19 protein-coding genes are annotated in these 22,096 nt (G+C 59.1%); 13 read left to right on the top strand and 6 right to left on the bottom strand.

The genetic code is table 11. The annotated features are described in order from the left end of the window. Window positions 1-18 precede the first annotated feature (18 nt). The 8 genes from F8R23_RS01710 to F8R23_RS01675 all read left to right on the top strand — a co-directional run bounded on the left by F8R23_RS01710 (window position 19) and on the right by F8R23_RS01675 (window position 11,251). Window positions 19-915: a LysR family transcriptional regulator gene (locus F8R23_RS01710; protein ID WP_112348340.1), complete on the top strand. Its 897-nt coding sequence runs from the start codon at window positions 19-21 to the stop codon at window positions 913-915. A gap of 214 nt (window positions 916-1,129) precedes the next feature. Beyond that, window positions 1,130-2,221 (top strand): thiohydantoin desulfurase, encoded by a 1,092-nt coding sequence (locus F8R23_RS01705; protein WP_151415177.1) that lies wholly within the window; start codon window positions 1,130-1,132, stop codon window positions 2,219-2,221. Then, window positions 2,218-3,870: a thiourocanate hydratase gene (locus F8R23_RS01700; RefSeq protein WP_129934880.1), complete on the top strand. Its 1,653-nt coding sequence runs from the start codon at window positions 2,218-2,220 to the stop codon at window positions 3,868-3,870. Before F8R23_RS01705 ends, F8R23_RS01700 begins: the two co-directional genes overlap by 4 nt. Before the next feature lie 2 nt (window positions 3,871-3,872). Beyond that, a complete protein-coding gene (locus F8R23_RS01695; RefSeq protein WP_129934881.1) occupies window positions 3,873-5,213 on the top strand; it encodes an MFS transporter in 1,341 nt (446 codons plus the stop codon). A gap of 51 nt (window positions 5,214-5,264) precedes the next feature. Next, entirely contained in the window at window positions 5,265-6,911 is a 1,647-nt protein-coding gene (locus F8R23_RS01690; protein WP_129938692.1) for an HAL/PAL/TAL family ammonia-lyase, read from the top strand. Window positions 6,912-7,069: 158 nt separating this feature from the next. Then, the gene (locus F8R23_RS01685; protein WP_129934883.1) at window positions 7,070-8,380 is read left to right on the top strand and encodes an MFS transporter; all 1,311 of its coding nucleotides are present in this window, start codon (window positions 7,070-7,072) and stop codon (window positions 8,378-8,380) included. Between the two features lie 172 nt (window positions 8,381-8,552). Then, window positions 8,553-9,812: an MFS transporter gene (locus F8R23_RS01680; protein WP_112348334.1), complete on the top strand. Its 1,260-nt coding sequence runs from the start codon at window positions 8,553-8,555 to the stop codon at window positions 9,810-9,812. Continuing rightward, window positions 9,809-11,251: a glycoside hydrolase family 32 protein gene (locus tag F8R23_RS01675; RefSeq protein ID WP_129934884.1), complete on the top strand. Its 1,443-nt coding sequence runs from the start codon at window positions 9,809-9,811 to the stop codon at window positions 11,249-11,251. Before F8R23_RS01680 ends, F8R23_RS01675 begins: the two co-directional genes overlap by 4 nt. Window positions 11,252-11,382: 131 nt before the next feature. Here F8R23_RS01675 and F8R23_RS01670 read toward each other — a convergent pair whose 3' ends face one another. From F8R23_RS01670 to F8R23_RS01660, 3 genes are all read right to left on the bottom strand, one after another. After that, complete coding sequence (locus tag F8R23_RS01670; protein WP_129934885.1) at window positions 11,383-12,384, bottom strand: LacI family DNA-binding transcriptional regulator; 1,002 nt, start codon at window positions 12,382-12,384, stop codon at window positions 11,383-11,385. Between the two features lie 67 nt (window positions 12,385-12,451). Next, window positions 12,452-13,015, bottom strand: a complete 564-nt coding sequence (locus F8R23_RS01665) for a HutD/Ves family protein (protein ID WP_151415176.1) — start codon at window positions 13,013-13,015, stop codon at window positions 12,452-12,454. After that, window positions 13,015-14,385 carry a formimidoylglutamate deiminase gene (locus F8R23_RS01660; RefSeq protein ID WP_129934887.1) on the bottom strand — a complete coding sequence of 457 codons (1,371 nt, stop codon included), beginning with the start codon at window positions 14,383-14,385 and terminating at the stop codon, window positions 13,015-13,017. Before F8R23_RS01660 ends, F8R23_RS01665 begins: the two co-directional genes overlap by 1 nt. A gap of 176 nt (window positions 14,386-14,561) precedes the next feature. On the opposite strand from F8R23_RS01660, the gene hutC reads away from it, so the two are divergent. The 4 genes from hutC (at window position 14,562) to F8R23_RS01640 (ending at window position 19,295) form a co-directional block, all read left to right on the top strand. Then, entirely contained in the window at window positions 14,562-15,317 is a 756-nt protein-coding gene (hutC, locus tag F8R23_RS01655; protein WP_151415175.1) for a histidine utilization transcriptional repressor HutC, read from the top strand. A 158-nt stretch (window positions 15,318-15,475) separates the two neighbouring features. Continuing rightward, window positions 15,476-16,699 (top strand): imidazolonepropionase, encoded by a 1,224-nt coding sequence (gene hutI, locus F8R23_RS01650; RefSeq protein WP_112348328.1) that lies wholly within the window; start codon window positions 15,476-15,478, stop codon window positions 16,697-16,699. Next, window positions 16,696-17,499, top strand: a complete 804-nt coding sequence (hutG, locus tag F8R23_RS01645) for an N-formylglutamate deformylase (protein WP_129934889.1) — start codon at window positions 16,696-16,698, stop codon at window positions 17,497-17,499. The genes hutI and hutG overlap by 4 nt, the downstream gene beginning before the upstream one ends. A 266-nt stretch (window positions 17,500-17,765) precedes the next feature. Then, entirely contained in the window at window positions 17,766-19,295 is a 1,530-nt protein-coding gene (locus F8R23_RS01640; protein ID WP_129938695.1) for a serine hydrolase domain-containing protein, read from the top strand. On the opposite strand, the gene F8R23_RS01635 is transcribed toward F8R23_RS01640, so the two are convergent. Further along, window positions 19,274-19,825 (bottom strand): chorismate mutase, encoded by a 552-nt coding sequence (locus tag F8R23_RS01635; protein WP_151415174.1) that lies wholly within the window; start codon window positions 19,823-19,825, stop codon window positions 19,274-19,276. The two genes, F8R23_RS01640 and F8R23_RS01635, sit on opposite strands and share 22 nt — an antisense overlap. A 113-nt stretch (window positions 19,826-19,938) precedes the next feature. Then, window positions 19,939-20,412 carry an anti-virulence regulator CigR family protein gene (locus tag F8R23_RS01630; protein WP_129934892.1) on the bottom strand — a complete coding sequence of 158 codons (474 nt, stop codon included), beginning with the start codon at window positions 20,410-20,412 and terminating at the stop codon, window positions 19,939-19,941. Between the two features lie 460 nt (window positions 20,413-20,872). Between F8R23_RS01630 and F8R23_RS01625 the strand changes: the two genes are divergently transcribed. After that, on the top strand, window positions 20,873-21,052 hold the full coding sequence (locus tag F8R23_RS01625; RefSeq protein ID WP_017892577.1) for a hypothetical protein: 180 nt from the start codon (window positions 20,873-20,875) through the stop codon (window positions 21,050-21,052). A 55-nt stretch (window positions 21,053-21,107) separates the two neighbouring features. Here the strand turns inward: F8R23_RS01625 and F8R23_RS01620 are convergent, their stop codons facing one another. Beyond that, window positions 21,108-21,989, bottom strand: a complete 882-nt coding sequence (locus tag F8R23_RS01620) for a nucleoside-specific channel-forming protein Tsx (protein ID WP_112348323.1) — start codon at window positions 21,987-21,989, stop codon at window positions 21,108-21,110. Window positions 21,990-22,096 lie beyond the last annotated feature (107 nt).

The raw sequence follows: 22,096 nt of genomic DNA, 5'->3' as shown, positions 1-22,096 counted from the left end.
AACCATTGTGGAGGGCGTGTGCGTTTAAACCTCAAGCAAATCGAAGTGTTCCGCGCCATCATGCTGACCGGTTCGATCAGCGGTGCCGCCAAGCTACTGCATGTTTCCCAACCGGCGGTCTCACGGCTGATTGCCTATACCGAACAGCGCTTGGGCCTGACGTTGTTTGAACGCATCAAGGGCCGCCTGTACCCGACACCGGAGGCGCGTCACCTGTTTGTCGAGGTCAACTCGGTGTATCAGGGGGTGCAACGGGTCAACGAAGTGGCGGAGGATCTGATCCAAAATCGCATGGGTCACCTGCGCATCGCCTGCAGCCCAAGCCTGGGCCAGGGCCTGATCCCCAGCGCTATCGCCAGGTTCCACGCCCAGTTGCCCGAGGCACGGGTGATCCTGCACACCATGATCCCGGACGTCTTGCTGCAGGCGGTACTGACGCAGCAGGTCGAGCTGGGCGTGGCCTTTCTGCATGAAGGCCATCCCAACGTCCATTCACGCCAGCTATACGAAAACCGACTGGTGGTGGCGCTGCCCGCCACTCACCCGCTGACCGCCAAAAATGTGATTAGCATCGAAGATTTGATCGACCAGCCGTTTATCGGTTACGGCAGCGAGATCCCTATCGGCCAACTGGTGCGCAAGCTGCTGGATGACGCCAATATGATCCTGCGCCCTACCGTTGAGGTACAGCAGATCCACGTGGCCTGTGCGCTGGTGCAGGCCGGGGTAGGCATCGCGCTGATCGACGAAATTACCGCCAACGGTCCGGTGTGGACCAAAGTGGTTTTCCGGCCGATAGAACCCACCGCCAAAACCCCGATCAGCATTGTGCATGGCATGTACGAGCCCCTGTCACGCCTGGCCCAGGCGTTTATCGCCACCCTGGAGTCGGTGCAGATCCACTGGTCACGCTAAGCCCTTTTAGCGCTTCCCTTTCTGCCGCTTTCCCGAGTGATAGCGGCATAACACATTCACCCGTCCCATGAGTTAACATTTTGTTATACACAGGTGATAAAAAGTAATGCGACATTTTAGTTAACCGCCCCCTAGTATCGAATTCCGGTAGCGCAACTATTCATAGATTATTCATTCAAGCGCAATCTCACCGATACTTTCAGGAGCACAGACCATGGGGCGTGTTTTAACACTTAATGATGTGGAAGCCGCGGTAAAAGGCGGTTCGGTATTTGCTTGCGGCGGCGGTGGTTGGGTTGCCCACGGCCTGGAGCTGGGGCGACTGGCGGTGACCATAGGTCGCCCGGAACTGGTCAGCCTCGACGAATTGGCCGATGACGCCTGGTTAGCCACCGCGGCGGCGATTGGTGCCCCCGGCGGCCTGACCGACTGGCAGATGCTTGGCGTCGACTACGTCAAGGCGGTGCAACTGGTGCAGCAGGAACTGGGGGCCCCGATCGCCGGACTGATAGTCGGCCAGAATGGCATGTCCAGTACCCTCAATGGTTGGCTGCCTGCCGCCGTGCTCGGTTGCAAGGTGGTCGATGCGGTCGGCGATCTGCGCGCCCACCCAACCGGCGATATGGGCTCCCTCGGTCTGGCTTCCAGCCCGCAACCAATGATCCAGGCCGCCGTCGGCGGTAACCGCGCCAATAACGCCTATATCGAGCTGGTAGTGAAAGGGGCCACCGCCAAGGTGTCGCCGGTGCTGCGCAAAGCGGCCGACATGTCCGGCGGGTTTATCGCCAGCTGCCGCAACCCAATTCCGGCGGCCTACGTGCGCCAACACGCCGCGCTGGGGGGCATCAGCCTGGCAATCTCATTGGGTGAAAGCATCCTGGCAGCGCGAGGCAACGGCGTGGTCGATGCCATCTGTCGTCATACCGGTGGCCAGATTATTGGCAGCGGCGTGGTAACAACCAACACTCTGCGCTATACCGAAGAGGCGTTTGACGTCGGCATCGTGACTCTCGGTGAGGGTAACGCACTGTGCCGCATCCACGTCATGAACGAACACATGGCGGTAGAGGACGCCCACGGCGAGCGCATCGCCAGCTACCCGGACGTGATCACCACGCTGGACAGCGCCGGTAACCCGATCAGCGCCGGGCAATTGAGGCCAGGCATGGAAGTGGTGATTTTCCATATGCATCACTCCCAGTTCCCCCTTTCGTCGTCGGTGACCGATCCGGCGGTCTACCCCCCGGTGGAGAAAACGCTGGGTATCGATCTGCGCAGTTATCTGCCGTCAGGAGATGCCGCATGAAAAGAACCTTTGAGGTAACTTCTGGTAGCACGCTGCGCTGCCTGGGCTGGCGGCAAGAGGCGCTGCTGCGCCTGCTGGAAAACGTGCTGGCAGTCGGTGAAAACCCGGATGAGCTGGTGGTATATGCTGCGCTGGGCCGAGCAGCGCGCGACTGGCCGTCACACGATGCCATTGTTCACGCGTTAAAAACCATGCGTGAAGACCAGACCCTGCTGGTACAGTCCGGCAAGCCAATTGGCCTGCTGCAAACCCACGCCAACGCCCCACTGGTGATCATGGCCAACTGCAATATGGTCGGCCAATGGGCGAAGGCGGAGAACTTTTACCGCTGGGAAAAAGAAAACCTGATCTGCTGGGGCGGCCTGACCGCCGGTGACTGGCAATATATCGGTTCTCAGGGGGTGATCCAGGGCACCTATGAAATATTCTCGCGCATCGCCGAGCGCCATTTCGATAACGATCTGCGCGGGCGCTTTATCCTCACCGCCGGGCTGGGCGGCATGGGTGGCGCACAGCCGCTGGCAGGCACCCTGGCCAACGCCGCGATCCTGACTATCGAGGTCAATCAGACCAGCATCGACAAACGGCTAAAAAACGGATTTCTGCAATACCAGGCGGCCGATCTCGACCAGGCTCTGATGATGATCGCCGCCGCGCAACAGCGCAAAGAAGCCCTTTCGGTCGCCCTGCTGGGTAACGCCGCCGAAATCTACCCGGCCATCCTGGCACGCGGCGTGATCCCGGACATCGTCACCGACCAAACCGCCGCGCACGATCTGGTGTACGGCTACGTTCCCGCCGGTTACAGCCCGGAACAGGTGGCCAAACAGCGCGAGGACGATATCAATGCGCTGATGGACGCCAGCCGCCGCTCCATCGTTCAGCACGTACAGGCGATGATCGGCTTTATGGATCGCGGGGCGGTGGTGTTCGACAACGGCAATCTGATCCGCACCCATGCTCATCAGGGCGGCGTTGAGCGCGCCTTCGAGATCCCGATTTTCACCGAAGCCTTTCTGAGGCCGCTGTTTTGCCGCGCCATCGGCCCATTCCGCTGGATTGCCCTGTCCAACAACAGCGACGATATTCGGGTCATCGATGACTACTTGCTCGAGCGCTTTGCCGACAACCGCATCGTCAGCAACTGGATCACCCTGGCGCGCCAGCATGTGCCCTTTGAAGGCTTACCGGCGCGCATCGCCTGGCTCGGTCACGGCGAACGTACCGAACTGGCACTGGAGGTCAACCGCATGGTGGCAGACGGACGTCTGTCCGGCCCCATCGCCTTCACCCGCGATCACCTCGATGCCGGGGCGATGACCCACCCGAATATCATGACCGAAAAAATGAAGGATGGCTCCGATGCGATCGCCGACTGGCCGCTGCTCAACGCGCTGGTCAACTGCGCCTCAATGGCCGACCTGGTGGCGATCCACTCCGGTGGCGGCGGTTACAGCGGCTATATGACCAGCTCCGGCGTCACGACCATCGCCGATGGCAGTGACGCGGCAGCACAACGCCTGCAACTGTCGATGACCAATGACACCACCACCGGTGTGATGCGTTACGCCGATGCCGGTTATCAGGAGTCACTGGATGAGATCGCTGACAAATCCTTGCCGTATATCTCACTGCCTCGCGGAGAATAATAATGATCAATAAAAGCACGCTTCCGCCCATCGCCCCTCTGCTGGTCGCCGATGCCGCCACACCGCGTAAAAACAGCGGCCGCAAGGCGATTGCCGCAGCCTCCATCGGCAACGCGCTGGAATGGTATGACTTCTCGGTGTACGCCTTCTTCGCGGTGTATATCGCGCAGAACTTCTTCCATCAGAACGATGCGGGCACCCAGCTGTTTGAAGCCTTCCTGGCTTTTGGCCTCGGTTTTGTTATTCGTCCGCTTGGCGCATTGGTGATCGGCGCTTACGGTGACCGCGTCGGCCGCAAGGCGGCTCTGACGTTGACCATCATGACCATGGCAGTCGGCACTGCAATCATTGCCTTTGCGCCGCCGTACAGCGCCATCGGCATCGGTGCGCCGCTGCTGATCCTGTGTGGCCGGGTGTTGCAGGGCTTTTCCGCCGGTGGCGAAGTGGGCGGCGCGGCCGCATTTTTGATCGAGCACGCCCCCGCCCATCAGAAAGGCCAATACGCTTCATGGCTGCAGGCCAGCATGGGGATCTCCAATATCCTCGGCGCACTGGTGGCAACCGCGGTTACGCTGACGCTCAGCCACGAGCAGATCGGTGACTGGGGCTGGCGTATTCCGTTCATCATCGGCCTGTCGATCGCACCGATTGGCCTGTGGATGCGTAAAACGCTGGAAGAAACGCCGCTGTTCGCCGAAGAGCAGGCGCGCCAGCAGCGGGAACCCCGCACGCCGGAAATGCCGCTGCGCTTGCTGTTCCGCACCCATCGCCGCGCGGTGCTGCTCGGTACCGGACTGTCGATTCTGTGGGCGGTAAGCATCTATGCGCTAATCATCTACATGCCGATTTATGTTCAGCGGGTCATGCACTTCGAGAGCCAGCAGGCGTTTCTGGCGGCGCTGATCGGCAACTGCTTTATGGTGGTGTGCTGCGTGGCGGCCGGGGCCTGGTCTGACCGTATTGGCACCCTGAAAATCCTGCAGGTCGGGGCGCTGCTGTTACTGGTGGCCAGCTACCCGCTATTGTTGTTGCTCGATGCCTACCACACCACCGCGATGCTGATCCTGGTACAGACGCTGTTTTGCATCCTGGTATCGCTGTTCGTCGGCGTGGCCCCTGCGGCACTGTCCGATCTGTTTCCTACCCAGGTGCGGGCCAGCGGCATGTCGGTGTCCTACAACCTGGCGGTGACGGTGTTCGGCGGCTTTGCCCCGGCGATCCTCACCTGGCTGACCCAGAATACCGGCACCCGTTTTGCCCCGGCCTGGTATGTGATGATCGCCAGCCTGTTGGCATTGATCACTCTGTATTTTATCGCCCGCCATCCGGCGCGGCAGCCCTGAACACAACGCAATAACAACATCATAATAATCAATAACAAGGGTTCACTTATCATGCCAGGAAAACTCGTTTTATCGCTGCTGGCCGCGCTGACGCTCGGTTATAGCCAGCTTGGGTTGGCCACCGTCACGCTCGACGGCCACTCCATTACCCCGCAGATAATTGCCAACGTCGCCGATGGCGAAGCGGTGGCCGTCGCCCCTGCCGCCATCAAACGCGTGACAATGTCACATAAGGTGCTGATCGAGTCGGCACAGAACGGTTTGAAAATTTATGGGCTGACGGTCGGCGTCGGGTTGAACAAGGATCGGCCCATGGTCGACGTGCACGGCAAGCTGACGCAGGAAGTGGTCGACGCATCGAAAAAATTTAACGTCGGTCTGCTGCATGCCCATTCCGGCGGCATCGGTGAACCGATGAGTATCCGCGTGGCACGGGCCACCCTGGTTACCCGGCTCAATGCCCTGCTGAACGGGGGCGGCGGCGTTCAACCGGCGATTGTCGACGCCTATGTCGCCTTTCTCAACAAGGGCATCACCCCGGTGATCCCGGCGGATGGTTCTGTGGGTGAAGGCGATATCACGGTGATCAGCCACATCGGGCTGGCGATGCTCGGCGAAGGCGAGGTCTATTATCAGGGCAACAAAGTGGCCGCCAGTGCGGCGCTGCAAAGCAGCCAAACGCCGGCCATTACTCCCTATGCCAAGGACGCACTGGCGATCCTCAGTTCCAATGCCTATTCCGCCGCCAGTGGTGCACTGGCGCTGGATTCACTGGCCCATCTGATGCAGGTCAATACCCTGACCTATGCCCTGAGTTTGCAGGCGCTAAACGGCAACGTATCGCCGTTTCTGGCCAATACCCTGGCGCTACGTCCCTATCCGGAAGTGGCGGCGATGGGCAAAAACCTGCGTGAACTGTTGGCCGGTTCCAGCCTGTGGCAGCACGACGACAGCCGCCCGCTGCAGGATCCGCTCAGCTTCCGCTCCGGCGTCTATCTGCTGGCGGAACTTCAGCGTAGCTACCGGCAGGCCTACGATCAATTACTGGTGCAGTTAAACAGTTCCGACGACAACCCAGGAGTGGCGCTGAACGTCACGGCACCGTCACAGCGTCCGCAGGAGGCGGTCGGCTACGTGAGTGAAGGCAACCTGCAGGGCGCGGTGCTGCCGAGCGCTAACTTTGAGCCACTGCCGTGGGTGCTGGCCTTCGAGCAGTTGGGACTGGCACTGGCGCACAACTCGCTGGCCAACGCCCAACAGGTGGTCAAACTGAATAACCCAGCCTTTACCGGCCTGAGCCGTTTCCTCGGCACCGAGCACACCGTACATGCCTTTGGCGCGATGGAAAAACCGGTGATGATGTTGGCAATGCGCAATAAAGAGCTGGCGATGCCGGTCTCACTCGATTACTTCCCGGTCGCCGGCGATATCGAAGACATCGCCACTAACGCCCCGGCGGTGGTTGAGCGTGTTCAGCAGCAGGTGGATAACGCTTATCAACTGCTGGGCATCCTGCTGGTGCACGACGCCCAGGCGGTGAGCCTGCGCCAGCAGCGGCATAACGATTTTACACTCTCTGCTCCTACGGCCAAACTCTACGCGGCGATACGCCAACAGGTGCCGTTTATCGAAATCGATCGCCCACTGGCCCCCGACTTCGCCGCCGCTGAACAGGTGCTGCGCCAGTACGGCCGGTAATTCCCCCTAATGCTGGCGATATTGTCCCCTCTCCTTTGGGAGAGGGGATACGTACTGAAGCTAAAGCCCCCTCTCACAGTTCCCGCTGAAAATAATTGATTGTTTTGTCATAAGAATTTAGAACTGACTGACAATAATTCAAACGCACGGGAATGGGGATGAGCACACAAACGACGGTTATTGACGCACGCCAGTCGCGTCAGGCGTTGCTGGCCGGATCGGTCGGCAACTTTATCGAATGGTATGAATTCGGCGTGTACGGTTTTCTCGCTACCGTGATCGCCGCCAATTTTTTCACCCTGCAGGGTGAAAGTGAAATCACCAGTCTGATCCTCACCTATGCCGCCTTTGCGCTGGCCTTTTTCTGCCGCCCGATCGGTGCGGTTATTTTCGGCCGCATCGGCGACCGCATTGGGCGTCGACCGACGTTGATCGCCGTATTGCTGCTGATGACCGTGGCTACCGCGCTGATCGGCGTGATGCCGACCTACGCCTCTATCGGCGTCGCCGCCCCGCTGCTGTTGACCCTGCTACGCATGTTTCAGGGGCTGTTTGCCGGCGGTGAATTTGGCGGCGCGGTGTCACTGATGACCGAGTTCGCTCCCAAGGGCAAACGTGGCCTGTTTGGTGCCTGGCAGTCACTGACCGTGGCGTTCGGGCTGCTGGCCGGTGCCGGGCTGGTGGCCTTGTTGGCCGCACTCTTGACGCCAGAACAACTGCACGACTGGGGCTGGCGTATTCCCTTCCTGCTGGCGTTGCCAATGGGGGTGGTGGCGCTGTGGCTGCGGCTGAAACTACAGGAAACGCCGACCTTTACCCAGGCACAGCAGACCCGCAGCTCAACCACGCAACCACCGGTGGTGAAGCTAAGTGGCGTAGCAAAAACCATTGCTCTCGGTATTGGCCGCATGATGGGCTGGTCTGCCGCCGGTTACACCTTCCTGGTGGTGATGCCCTCTTACCTGCAAACCTCACTGCACGCCACCTTCCAGCAGGCACTGGTGGCCACGGTATTGGCCAACGTCGGCTTCGCGCTGACCATTCTGCCCGCCGGTATTCTCAGCGATAAACTGGGGCGCAAAACGGTAATGCTGACGGCAGTAGTGGCGGTGATCCTGTTTACCTTCCCGCTGCTGCACCTGCTGCAAGACCCGCAAAGCTCACTGCTGGCCAAAGGCATCGCGGTGATGATCGCCGGGGCGGTGGTCGGCTTGCTGGCCGGGCCTGGCCCGGCAATGCTGGCAGAAATGTTCCCCACCCAGGTACGTTATACCGGCCTGGGGCTGGCCTATTCGCTGTCCAATGCGGTGTTTTCCGGCTCAGCGGGGTTAATCATCACCGGCCTGATCAAACAGACCGGCAACCTCGATATCCCAGCCTACTACGTGGTGGCCACTTCGGTGGTCAGCCTGTTCGCACTGATGACCCTGCGGCGTGACGATCATCTGCGTTCGCTTAACGAACGTTAATTCCTGTCGGGCGCCCTGCGCGCCCTTTTTTTCTTCGGTGATTTTGATCACACCCACAAAATGTTAACGTTAACTTTTGTGATTAACATCGCAATCCCTCGCTTTAATGGCTTTATCTGGCTCAAAGTTAACGTTAACAATAAGGGCAATTTCATCCATCAGGGCATTCCACATGAACCGCGAAACAAAAAAATATTATGTGCTCCTCAGCGGCCTGTTGTTTTTCTTCTTCTTTACCTGGTCGTCCAGCTTTTCACTGATCTCCATCTGGCTGAACCAGAAAATCGGCCTGAAAGGGACAGAAACCGGGCTGATTTTCTCGGCGATGTCGATTATGGCGTTGTGCGCCCAACCGCTGTACGGCTTTATTCAGGACAAGCTTGGGCTGCGTAAGCACCTGCTGCTGTTTGTCGGCGTACTGCTGTTGCTCACCGGCCCGTTCTTTATCTACGTCTACGCCCCGCTGCTGCAGAGCAACCTGGTGGTTGGCGCGCTGGTGGGCGGCGTGTTCGTCAGCCTGGCGTTCAATGCCGGGATTGGCGCGCTGGAATCCTATACCGAACGAGTCAGCCGCATCGTTGGCTTCGAATTCGGCCGGGCGCGCATGTGGGGTTCATTAGGCTGGGCCAGCGCCACCTTCTTCGCCGGTTTTAATTACAATATCAACCCCAATATCAACTTCTGGATCGCCTCGGCCTCGGCGGCGGTGTTCCTGCTGTTGCTGTGGCAGGTGCGCGAGCTGAAACCCAACGCCATGGCCGGTCTGGAGTACGGCAAGCCGGAGAACCTGAAGCTGCAGGACGCCCTGGCGCTGCTGCGCCTGCCGGGGTTCTGGGCGCTGGTAGTGTTCGTACTCGGCACCAGCATCTACGGCGTGTTCGACCAGCAGTTCCCGGTATATTTCGCCTCACAGTTCGCCACCCACGAGGAAGGCAACCGCATGTACGGTTTCCTCAACTCGCTGCAGGTGTTTCTGGAAGCCGGCGGCATGTTCCTGGCCCCCTTCTTGGTTAACCGGCTCGGGATTAAACAGAGCCTGCTGCTGGCCAGCAGCGTAATGGCGCTGCGCATGTTCGGTTCCGGCTTTGCCAGCGGCGCACTGATGATTTCCGCCATGAAACTGCTGCACGCCGTAGAACTGCCTATCCTGCTGGTGGCGATGTTCAAGTACATTACCACTCGTTTCGACAGCCGCCTGTCTTCTACGCTGTATCTGGTGGGCTTCCAGTTTATCAGCCAGATCGTCGCCGGTTTTCTGGCACCGCTGGCCGGCTATGGCTACGACCGCATCGGCTTTGCCGACACCTATTTGCTGATGGGCTGTGCGGTGGCCGCTACCACGCTGATTTCCTGCTTCCTGCTGCGCGGCGAGACTGTCGCCAGTGCGCCTCAATTTCAATCCACGTTAAAACCAAGTGAGCCCACCCAATGAAAAATGCCTTAGCTCAAGCCGATCATGCGGTCGAAACCCTGCGCGCTCAGCGTCAGGATCACTACTACCCGCGCTTTCATCTGGCACCGGCAGCAGGCTGGATCAACGATCCCAACGGCCTGGTCTGTATTAACGGCGTCTATCACGCGTTTTACCAGCACCACCCCTATGACCAGAACTGGGGACCGATGCACTGGGGTCACGCCACCAGCCGCGATCTGGCGCACTGGCAACACCAGCCGATCGCCCTGGCCCCCGGCGCCGACGATGACAAAGACGGCTGTTTCTCCGGCTGCGCGGTGGATGATAACGGCATTCTGACGCTGCTCTACACCGGTCACGTCTGGTTGGGTAAGGAAGGAGACGACGATCAGGTGCGCGAAGTGCAGTGCCTGGCCACCAGCGAAGACGGGGTCCATTTTGTTAAACACGGGCCAGTACTGTTGCCGCCGGAAGGCATACAGCATTTTCGCGATCCGAAAGTCTGGCGTACCGCTGACAGTTGGTGGATGGTGGTCGGTGCCAAGGAAAACGGGCTGGGACAGGCGCGGCTTTACCGCTCCGACGACCTGCGCGACTGGCAGTTCGACCGCGTGCTGAGCGGTGCACAGACGCTGCATCAGGGCTATATGTGGGAGTGCCCGGACTTCTTCCCACTGGGGGAAAAACAGGTGCTGCTGTTCTCGCCGCAGGGGCTGGCGGCCCAGGGTTACCGTCATCGCAACCGCTTCCAGAGCGGTTATTTGCTCGGTCACTGGCAGCCGGGCGAGGACTTCAGCGTCACTCAGCCCTTCTGCGAGCTGGATAGTGGGCACGATTTCTATGCGCCGCAAACCTTCACCGCCGCCGATGGCCGCCGCATGCTGTTCGCCTGGATGGACATGTGGGAATCCCCTATGCCGAGCAAAGCGCAGGGTTGGGCCGGCGCACTCACCCTGCCGCGCGAATTGACGCTGGGGGCCGAGGGCAACTTACTGATGAACCCAGCGCGAGAGCTGACGGCGTTGCGCGCTCAGCCACATTCGTTTGCTGCAGTCAGCTTGCGCAACCAACGGCAAATGCTGGACGCCGAGGTGCAAGAACTGGCGTTGACGCTAAAACTGACCGACAGCGATGCCGAACGCTATGGCATTGCCATCGGTAACGCTGCACGGCTGTACGTCGACAATCAAGCCCACCGTTTGGTGTTGGAGCGTTTCAGTGAGGATGCGGGCCTGTGCGGCTGTCGCAGCGTCCCCCTGCCGGAAGGTGACGAGCTGTCGCTACGAGTCTTTATCGACCGCTCATCGCTGGAAGTGTTCGTCAATCAGGGCGTGGCCTGTCTGACCAGCCGCATCTACCCGGCGGACGGCCAACTCGGCATTAGCCTGTTTGCCGAAAGTGGACAGGCGCAGTTTGCTGCATCACAGGCCTGGGCGCTGGAGAGTATCTGGGACTGACCGCCCGGTTAATGGTAGGGGCGCCGCATGCTGCGCCCAATCGCACCATCAAGGGGTAAATCGGGTCGAACGTGTTCGACCCCTACCGGCCCCCATTGATTATCCGTGCGTGGTTATCGAGCCCTAATGGGTCACAGAGATTCGCGCAGCAACAACGGGCAGGCCACCTTTCGCGTCTCCCGGTGTTCCAGCTGATTAATCAGATGCAGCGCCGCCTGCCGCCCCAGCTCGTAATGCGGCAATTGCACCGTGGTCAGCGGCGGCAGAAACAGTTGACCGATGCCGACCATATTGTCATAGCCCAAAACCCCCACCTGCTGAGGGATCTTCCAACCCTGCGCCAGCAGCACCTGATACACCATAAACGCCACGCGATCGTTGCCGCACACCACCACATCACAGTCGCGCTGCCCCGGCGAAAAGTGCCGCTCCAGCAGCTCCACGCTGTCGCGGTAATGCTCATCGCCGTCGGTCAGATCAAGATGGTATTGCCGCAACTGGCCAACGTCGCCCCCCGCTTCAAGCCAGGCTCGCTCCAGCCCACGGCGGCGCAGCCCGGCCGCCAGGGTGGTTTCCGGCAGATGAATGCACAGCGGCGCGCGATACCCTTTGGCGATCAATGCTCGCATGGCATCGTACTGGCCCTGCTCATCATCCGGGATATAACTCGCCACCGGGTTTTCCGGACTGACGCAGTTGGCCAACACCAGTTTTTTATCCAGCAATTTGGTCGGCAGTGTCACCTGCCGCAGCCCCATGGTGGTGAAAATCACCCCGTCCGGCCGGTGTGCCAGCAGCAGATCGATGGTGTGTTCCGCGCTGTCGTCGGCGAACAGATTGACCACAAAGCTGTTCCAGCCGTGTTCACGCGCGGTTTTTTCAATCGACAGAATAATGTCTACCGAGAAGGGCGTGGTCGCGGTATCCAGTGCCAGCACGCCGAGCGTTTGCACCCGACTGCTGTCACCACGAATTCGTCGCGCCGCGAGATCGGGCACGTACTCCAGTTGGTCGATCGCCAGTTTGACGCGTTGGTAGGTTTCCGGCCGCAGCTTATCGGGCTCGTTGATGGCGCGGGATACCGTCATGAGCGATACCCCGGCAAGTTTTGCAACGTCTTTCAGCGAGGCCATGCGCCCTTCTTTGTGTGGGATAGAAAACCAAATAATCCCACAACTTAGCGTCGGACTCTAGCCCGGCTTAACCGGGTGTGATGTCGGCCCACAGAATAACGCTATCCTCCGTCAGCGGCGTCAGTGAACCGGAGTGCTCACCTGCCGCCCACCAGCCGCCTTCACCTGCTGCCAGGCTGACGCAGTCCGCCACAGCCCAACGCCCCTGCAACACGTACAAAACGCCCGCATGTTGCACCGGCAGCCGGGTCGCCGCCGTTACGCGCTGCACTCTGGCCGCCCAGCGCCCACGCCGGGTCATGATATTGAAATCCTGACTGCTGCCCCCCAGCAAGGTCGCCTGCAGTGCCACATCGCCGGAGAAAGCGAACGGCTCGCCGACCTGTGACAGATGATGATCAATCTGCCCTGCGCTGAACAAGCGTACGCCGTCGCCTTCCAGCAGCGTGATAGAACGATCTATGCCGCTGAATGCCGAAAACGGACCGTCCTGTGCAATAGTGGCGATGCTGGCGCGCCAGTCAAAATCCTGAGCCCCCAGCGGCCAGCTGGCAATCTCCCGGGTTTCCCCACCGCCATTACGCCATGGCGTGACCGGCAGCGAAGCAAAATCAAAACGCGTCAGGCTCATTATGCCTCCTGCTGGAAGGTTTTCAGCACTTGCAAGAACTCTGCGCTGCTCTGTTGTTGCAAGGCATGGCGCCCCTGAACGATCACCTGACGCCCGCCAACAAACACGTCGCGAATTTGTTCCTTGCCGCCGGCGAACAACCAGCGATTTAGAATGGAAGCGTCCGGCGCGGCAGCCAGGTAAGGATCGTCGCCGTCCAGCACCAGCCAGTCTGCACGGTAGCCGCTTTGCAAGCGGCCGATAGGGGCACCACAGGCCTGCGCCCCACCCTGCAAGGCCTGCTGGTAGAGCACATCCGCCACCGCCGGTTGTTCCGGCGTGGTCAGGCGGTTACGGCGCTGATCGCGCAGCCGTTGACCGTATTCGAACCAGCGCAGCTCCTCCACCACATTGAGCGACACATGGCTGTCGGAACCGATGCCCCAACGGCCCTGATGCTGCAAATAGGCGTCGCCGGGGAAGATGCCGTCGCCCAGATTGGCTTCGGTGGTCAGGCACAGGCCCGCCACCGCCTTGCTGCGTGCCAACTGTTCCAGCTCGTCACGGTCAAGATGGGTGGCGTGCACCAGACACCAGCGGCTATCCACCGGCAGATGCTCATACAGCCAGGCCACCGGCCGACGCCCGCTCCAGGCCAGACAGTCGTTGACCTCTTTTTGCTGCTCGGCGATATGAATATGCACCGGCAGCGTGCTGTCCGACGCCGCCAGGATCTGCTGCATCTGGCTCAGTTCCACTGCACGCAGTGAGTGGAAACACAATCCCTGATTCTGCAACGGTTGGTCCGCCAATTGCCGCGCGATCACCTGCTGTTGTTCCAGATAGCCGTCCGTATCCTGAATAAAACGTCGTTGCCCAGGCTGGGCGGGTTGGCCACCGAACCCGGCGTAGCTGTACAACACCGGCAACAGCGTCATACCGATCCCCGCCTGCGCCGCCGCCTGGCTGAGTCGGCCGGTCATTTCACCGCGATCGGCATAGGGGTTGCCGTCGGCACTGTGATGCAGGTAGTGGAATTCTGCCACCTGGGTATATCCGCCTTTCAGCATTTCGATATACAGTTGGCGGGCGATCACCTCGACCTGCTCCGGCGTCAGTCGCTGCACCAGACGGTACATCAGATCGCGCCAGGTCCAGAAACTGTCCTGCGGGTTGCCCGCCACCTCCGTCAGCCCAGCCATCGCACGCTGAAAGGCGTGAGAATGAAGGTTCGGCATGCCCGGCACCACGTCGCCGTGCAGTCGGGTGCAGCCTTCGGGATCGGCGTCGGCAGTCACCTGGGTCAGGTGACCTTGCGCATTAACGTCCAACCGGACGTTATGCGCCCAGCCTTCGGGGAGCAGAGCACGTGAGGCAAAATAAGCAGGCATGGCAGTATTCCACTGTTAGTGTAACGGCTAATAACGCGCGATAATCGCGCATCCGAAAATGCACTGGCCCATCGCATTGCTGTGGCGAACCGGCCCTTAGTTGTATATACATATACATACGCCGACACCAACAGTAAACTGGTGTTATTATTTTTTTATTTGACGAGGTTAACGTCTTGGTTGATCAACAGACCGTGCTGCAACTGGCTGCTGCAATGAGCGATACCCCCGCCCCGATTTATCAACGGGTCAAGCAGGCGATCGTAAACCAAATCCGTGCGGGCCATTGGTTGCCGCACCAACGTGTCCCCTCGGAAAGCGAACTGGTGGCCGAGCTTGGCGTTAGCCGCATGACCATCAACCGCGCACTGCGTGAACTGACCACCGAAGGCTTCCTGAGCCGCATGCAGGGCGTGGGGACTTTCGTCGCCGAAGCCAAGGCGCACACCGCGCTGCTGGAAGTGCATAACATCGCCGACGAAATCGCCGCCCGTGGCCATCGCCACAGCAGCAAGATCCTGCAGTTAAAAGCCCGCCCGGCCAGTGAAGAAGAAGCGCTGGCGTTAGGTATTCAACCCGGCCAACAGCTGTTCTATTCGCAGATCGTGCATTATGAAAACGACCTGCCGGTGCAGGTGGAAGACCGCTGCGTGAACCCCCTGATCGCGCCCGATTACATGAAGCAGGATTTTGACCGCGTCACGCCCTATATCTACCTGACCCAGGCCGCACCGCTGACCGCTGGCGAGCACATTGTGGAAGCCGTGGTGCCGACCCATCATGAGCGCGAGCTGTTGCAGTTGGAAGACCACGAACCGGGCCTGCTGATCCATCGCCGCACCTGGTCTGGCAAAACCGTGGTGACCTCGGCGCGCCTGCTGTATCCCGGCAGCCGCTATCAGCTATTTGGCCGTTTCACCAACGACGTCTGATCCCCAGCGGGTGCTCTTTTGCACCCGCCCTTCCACAACGATCACATTCCGATAACAAATTTTTATCCCGCCTCTTGTGACAACTCGATGAATGCGCTAGGTTGTTTTTAATTGTATATACAACCATGTGGGAGCCAAGGCTCCGGCGGAGAAAAGCCATGACCTCTGAGATTCACTGCGACAGCCTGTGGCACGGGGCCGACATCGTCACCATGCGCGACGGCAAGTATCACACCCTCAGCAACGGCGCGATCGCCGTACGTGACGGCAAAATTGTCTGGCTGGGTGAATACGACGCGCTGCCTGCGACGCTGATCGCGGATGAAAAGGTGAAATTCGACGGCGGCATCATTACGCCGGGCTTTGTCGACTGCCATACCCACCTGGTGTTCGGTGGCAACCGCAGTGGAGAATTCGAACAGCGCCTGAACGGCGTCAGCTATGCCGAGATCGCCGCTCAGGGCGGCGGCATCATTTCCACGGTCAAGGCCACCCGTGACGCCGAAGAAGAACAACTGCTGGAGCAAGCGCTGCGCCGACTACGGCCGCTGCTGGCGGAAGGCGTGACCTGCGTGGAGATCAAATCCGGTTACGGTTTGACGCCGGAAAGCGAACTGAAAATGCTGCGCGTGGCGCGCCGATTGGGCGAACTGCTGCCGGTAGAGGTGAAAACCACCTGTCTGGCGGCGCACGCTCTGCCGCCGGAATACGCCAACCGTGCCGACGACTATATCGATTTAGTGTGTAACACCATTATTCCTCAGGCTGCCGCCGCCGGACTGGCAGACGCGGTTGACGCCTTCTGTGAACATCTGGCGTTCTCACCGACCCAGGTGGCACGGGTGTTCGCCGCCGCCGAAGCCGCAGGGCTGCCGGTTAAGCTGCACGCCGAACAACTTTCCGCGCTGGGTGGCAGCGAATTGGCCGCGCAGCATCATGCGCTGTCTGCCGATCACCTCGAATACGCCACCGAACAGGATGCACGGGCGATGGGCGATGCCGGTACCGTCGCAGTGTTGCTGCCAGGTGCTTATTACCTGCTGCGCGAGACTAAATGCCCGCCGGTAGATTTGTTCCGCAAACACGGGGTGGCGATGGCGATTGCCAGCGACGCCAACCCAGGCACCTCACCGGCGCTGTCGCTGCGCCTGATGATCAACATGGCCTGCACGCTGTTCCGCCTGACGCCGGAAGAAGCCCTGGCGGGCGTTACGACACACGCGGCCAAAGCGCTGGGCCTGCAGGCGAGCCACGGTACGCTGGAAACCGGCAAGGTGGCTGACTTTATTCACTGGCCGCTGTCGCGACCGGCTGAACTGGCTTATTGGCTGGGTGGACAACTGCCCTGCACGGTGATTTTCCGAGGAGAAATACGTCAATGACTGTTCGCGACCCTTTTGATTTCCACGCCGGTAGCCTGCCGCTGCTGATCAGCATTCCCCATGCCGGTACCCGGCTCACGCCGGCGGTCGAGGCCGGTTTAACCGAAGATGCCCAACCGCTGCCTGACACCGACTGGCATATCCCGCAGTTATACGAATTTGCCCGTGCGATGGGTGCCAGCGTACTGGTCGGCAATTACTCGCGTTTTGTTATCGACCTGAACCGCCCGGCGGACGATAAACCGCTGTACACCACTGCCACCACCGGCCTGTTTCCGGACGTACTGTTTGACGGCCGCCCAAGCTTTCTGCCAGGCAAGGCCCCCTCGGACCAGGAGCGAGCCGGTTATCTGCAGCAGATCTGGCAGCCGTATCACCAGCAGTTGCAGGACGAACTGGTGCGGTTAAAGGCGAAACACGGCTACGCACTGCTGTTTGATGCCCACTCTATCGCCTCGGTGATCCCACGTTTGTTCGATGGCAAGCTACCGGACCTTAATCTGGGCACCAACGGCGGTGAAAGCTGCGCCCCAGCGCTGAGCGATCGCCTGGTGGCCTGCTGCGAACAACAACAGCAGTTCACCCACGTGCTTAACGGTCGCTTCAAGGGCGGTTACATCACCCGCGCTTACGGCCAGCCACACGAGCAACAGCATGCGATCCAACTGGAGTTGGCGCAGGTGAACTACATGTCCGAAAGCTACCCGTTTGCTTTTGAGCCACAGCGTGCCGCCGCTCTGCAGCGCCTGCTGAAACAAATGATCGACAGCCTGCTTTCCTGGGGCGGCCAGCCGCGTTAAGCCTTTTCCAGCCTGATGCAGGGTGACACTGTCACCCTGCATCCTTCCTTTGTCACCCATAGCTAACTTCCTGATTTAGTGACAGACCTCTGGTATCCCTGCTCGCCGTCGTTTCGATTTGCGTCCTGCATCGCAGTTTTGACTGAAAATCCCCTAATCTGGTCGGAACAGCGCACAAAACAGCGGCCCATGGATTTCGCGGTGCGCGACAATCTGGCGAAAAGTCCGCTGAGTCACAAATCGAAAACTCACTCTGGAGGCATAGTATGTCTGAAACCCCGCTAAACTGGCGCGCCGCACAGGCAGTCGCCGAGCGGTTGCTGGCTGACTGGCAGTCCGACGGCGAACCCGGTGGAGCGATTACCCTGTTCGACGCCGCGCAAATCCGGGCAGTGGCCAGCGCCGGCCTGGCCGATCTGGCACAAAACACCCCTTTTACCGCCGACAGCGTCGTGCGTTACGCGTCGGTCACCAAACATATATTTGCTGCGCTGGCGCTGAATGCCACCGACAACGCCCTAAGCCTGGACGATCGCCTTGGCGACTTGTTGCCGGAGCTGCATCCCCCGCTGGCGGACGTCACCGTCGGTCAGGCGCTGGATATGACCAGCGGACTACCTGACGTGCGGGAAACCCTCGGGCTGCTGGGCATCTCGGTGCATACCCGCAGCGAGGCGCAACCGGTGATGCAGTTCCTTCAGGGGCTGGGCGAACTGAACTATCCGGCCGGCAGCGAAATCACTTATACCAATAGTGGCTACCGCTTGGTTGAAGCGGCCCTGCAAGCCAAGGGGTATGACTTCGACCAACTGGTGCAGCAACACATCGCCGAACCGCTGCAAGTGCAACTGCGTGCGCCAGAGAGCTGGTTTGACGTAGTGCCGGGGCTAACGCCCGGTTACTGGCGTTCAAAGCAGGGTTGGCAACTGGCCAGCGCCGGCCTGCATCTTTCCGCCTCCGGCAGCCTGACCGGCAGCGCCAATGCCCTCACCCGCTGGCTACAGACGCTGTTGGCCGACCAGGGCCCGGGGCGCGGCGTACTGGCACAGCTGAGCGCACCTCGACATCTCAATCAGGGCCGACTCAGCGCTTACGGGCTGGGACTGGCGCAAACCCCACTGGGTAAACAGCGCCTACTGGGACACGGTGGTTCGCACGCCGGTTACAAGACCTATTTCCTGCTGGCCCCCGATCGACAGGCCGGTGTGGCGCTAGTAGCCAACCGGGAGGACTGCGACAGCTTCGGTATCGCGCTGCAGGTGATGGCCGCCTTGCTGGATGAGGCACTGCCGCAACGCAGCAACGCCATTCCCGATGGCATTTACACCACGGTAGCAGAGCCCTACTGGCTGGAAGTGAAGGACGGTAACGTCGCTTATCTGGGAAGTGATGAACCGCTGTATCAGGGCGATAACGGCTATGCGATCTCGCTTTCCGCCCATATGCCAATGCGGCTGAAATGGACAGGTGAAGCGGTTGAAGGCGAAGTGTGCCATGTGGCCCGCAGTTTCCTGCCGGTCACGGCTAATCGCGAATGCCTGAAGCACGTGCAGGGCCTGTGGTATCACCCGCAATACCGCACTGCCTTCGAGATTTGCGGCGACCAGGTGCACATTGGGGTGGGGCCGGCGGCGCAGACAGGAACGATCAGCTCACTGGGCCAGGGCCGCATGTTGGTCGAAAGCAGTGACGGCCCGTGGAAAAAACGCTTTTGCCTGTATTTTCGCGGTTACAGCGTGGACTTGATCGCCAATCGCAGCCGGGTGCTGACCTTTCAGCGCAGCGGTGCCGGTTGATCACCCGCCTTGCCGCCCCGAACGGCCAGTAAGGCGGTAAACAGCCGCTGCTTATCGGCATCGCTGAGGTTGGCCTGAGTGATGGCATCAATAAAGCTGCCACCTGCCGCCTCGGTCAATGGACCGGTTTTCAGCTGCTGCGCCAGCCGTTGCAAGATTCGGCTGCTGAGTTCGGCAATCTGCGGTCGTACACTATCCAGCGGGCGCGGCTGCCAGCCACTTTCCGGCTGCGCCAGCCAGTCTGCACGATAGCGGTACTGAATCGCCTTGGCGGCATCCATTTGCGCCAGGATAAATGGCCGCACCGAAAGCGGATCCAACCCCAACCGCTCCGCCTCTGCTTGCGTGCTGGCCAACACCCTGGCCTCCTGAGCCAAATCCTCGATCGGCAGATGCTGCTGCGCCTTGTAACCGGCAACGTCCTTCATATAAGCCAACCGCTGATTGACCAGTTCACCCAGCGCCGTATCGCCGTCCGCCAGTGCAGAAAAGCTGACCAGACAACAGGCAATCAATAACATCCTCAACATCGCTCTTTCCTTATCCAACCGAAAAACCAGGGACAGAGTTCACCACGTTCCCCCTGCTTCAGGCAAATAAAAGGCCTCGCCGAAGCGAGGCCTTGAAATGGAATGGCGGAATATTAATTAAATACGCCGTTGATCACCGAGGCTACCAAGGCGGTACTCAGAGCCACCAACACCAGGTCGTCACCGGCAATACGCCATTCGTAACCCGGATAGTAAGGCAGATCGCGCAGCATTGATGACGGCACCATTTTCTTGGCGATGCCCGGAGGCAACGGCTTGCCCCGAGCCAGATTTTTAGCAATGCCCGGTGGCAAAGAGCCGTAACCGGTCAGGCCATAGTTTCGTGCCAGGGAGCGTGCGCGATCGCGGGAAATACTGACGGAAACCAGCCCCTGGTCGCCATCATTACCTTTGGCTTTATTGCCATGCTTGCCGTTATTACCATGATTACCGTTGTTGCCGCTATTACCATGATTGCCGCTGTTGCCATTGCCATTGCCGCCTTTATCGGCCAGCGCCGGTGCGGATGACAGGCCTAACGAAACAATCAGCGCCAGCACGGTGAGAGTAGTACGACGTTTGCTCATAATGTCACTTCCTGCAGGGGTTATTAGCTTCACTATAGGCGTAATCCCCCACATAAAGCATACGGAAAACTCTGAGAGTTTGATCACGTATAGCAACAGCAGGCTGGCCAGAGAGCCAAATATTATTCCAGCGCAAAACTATTCGATAAAACCGAATTTAAAACCCAAATTTTTCTTGCAGCGAAATAAGCCTTGCCGTAGTTTGGCTAAGTCACAAAAAAGAGTTAGCGAGCTCTTTTTCGTTGCACCTCAAATCATTTTTTATCACTCCGTGTGATAGTACTGAATACTTCCCGCCGTTCCGTGCGGGATTCTTTTTACCGATAAATCGACATCAAATGCACCAATACAGTGCTTTTTGTTGAGATTTGGTTGCCAATACTTTAAATTCGGCGTCTGAGAAACCTCAACCTCCCGCGGTGGCCAGTTGGCAACGGGTGGGCGTTCAGGAGCAAAAGACATGCAAATGACCCTCATGGAATACATCACGCAGCACTTTAATGGCGATCTTCACCGCTACGCGCAATCCGAAGGCGTGAGTCGTGAACAAATCATCAGTTGGATTGATAATGAATGCCACGTAATCAAAGGACGATTATTTATGCCGGTGCGACATTTACCCGGCGAACAAGCGCAGTGATGACGAAAAAAAACCCCGCCAAAGCGGGGTTTTCTGATACTGATACCACGGAAAATCAGAAGTTATAGCCCGCCACCAGGTAGTAACCCCAGCCGGTAGATTTAATTGGACCCTGTGGGGTACCGATATCCGCCCCGTCCTGCCATTGGCCGCCGTTATGGAAATAACGTGCCACGAAGGAGTAGTGCCAGTGATCGTAGTTCAACGCCAGAATATGGCTGGAAGCGATCGAATTGCTGGTGCGGACCTGTTTGCCGGTGCCGTCGGTCCAGTTGCTGTCTTTGCCCAGATCGGAACCAAAGTCAAAGTTGGTAAAGCCGATGTAGCTCAGATTGCCGCCCCACAATTGGGTCAGCGGCACAAAGTATTTCACCTTGAAGCGGTAACCGTCCCAGCTGTTCTCATTGGCAGCCTGGTAGTTTTCCCACTGGTATTTGGCATAGATGTTCATCGACAGGCTCATTGGCAGGCCGGTTTCGATATCGGTGCCCAGACCCATGTACCAGGTGTTCTGGCGGCCGTCGGTGTCGTGGCCCAGGTCATAGATGTAGTTGTTGGCGAAGTACCATTCTTTGAATGGACCGAAGCTCAGGTCGGTGTTGGTCAGTTTGTCGATCGAGAAACGAGGTTCGATCTCCATAAACATCGGTGAGCCTTTATCCCAGATGCCGCGGTCCGGGGTGTTGCCGACGCCGAAGAATTTAGGCACATCGACATAACCATAGAAATCAAACCAATCTTTTTTGGCGAAGGCTTCGTACTCCAGGTAAACATCGTTGTTCAGTTGAGGTCCGAAACGGGTGTGGTAGCTGCCCACCACGTTAACGCTCTGGTGCCACCAATCCGAGACGTATTGGCTGTCTTTGCTATCAGCCATTGAAGATGCACTGTAAGACGCTGCGAGCAGGATACCTGCTGCGAGAGCTATTTTTTTCATTTTATTACCACATGCTTAAAGGGCCATTTCCTGCCCGTTAGAAAAGATGACAATGAGTCTGACGACACCTGGCGTTGCCTCCGCTTACAAACTTCTCGGGCGACGCG

This window comes from Serratia proteamaculans (assembly GCF_008830365.1).
Taxonomy (GTDB): domain Bacteria; phylum Pseudomonadota; class Gammaproteobacteria; order Enterobacterales; family Enterobacteriaceae; genus Serratia; species Serratia proteamaculans.
Note: the sequence above shows the minus strand (reverse complement) of the source record. Positions and strands in the feature narration are given on the sequence as shown.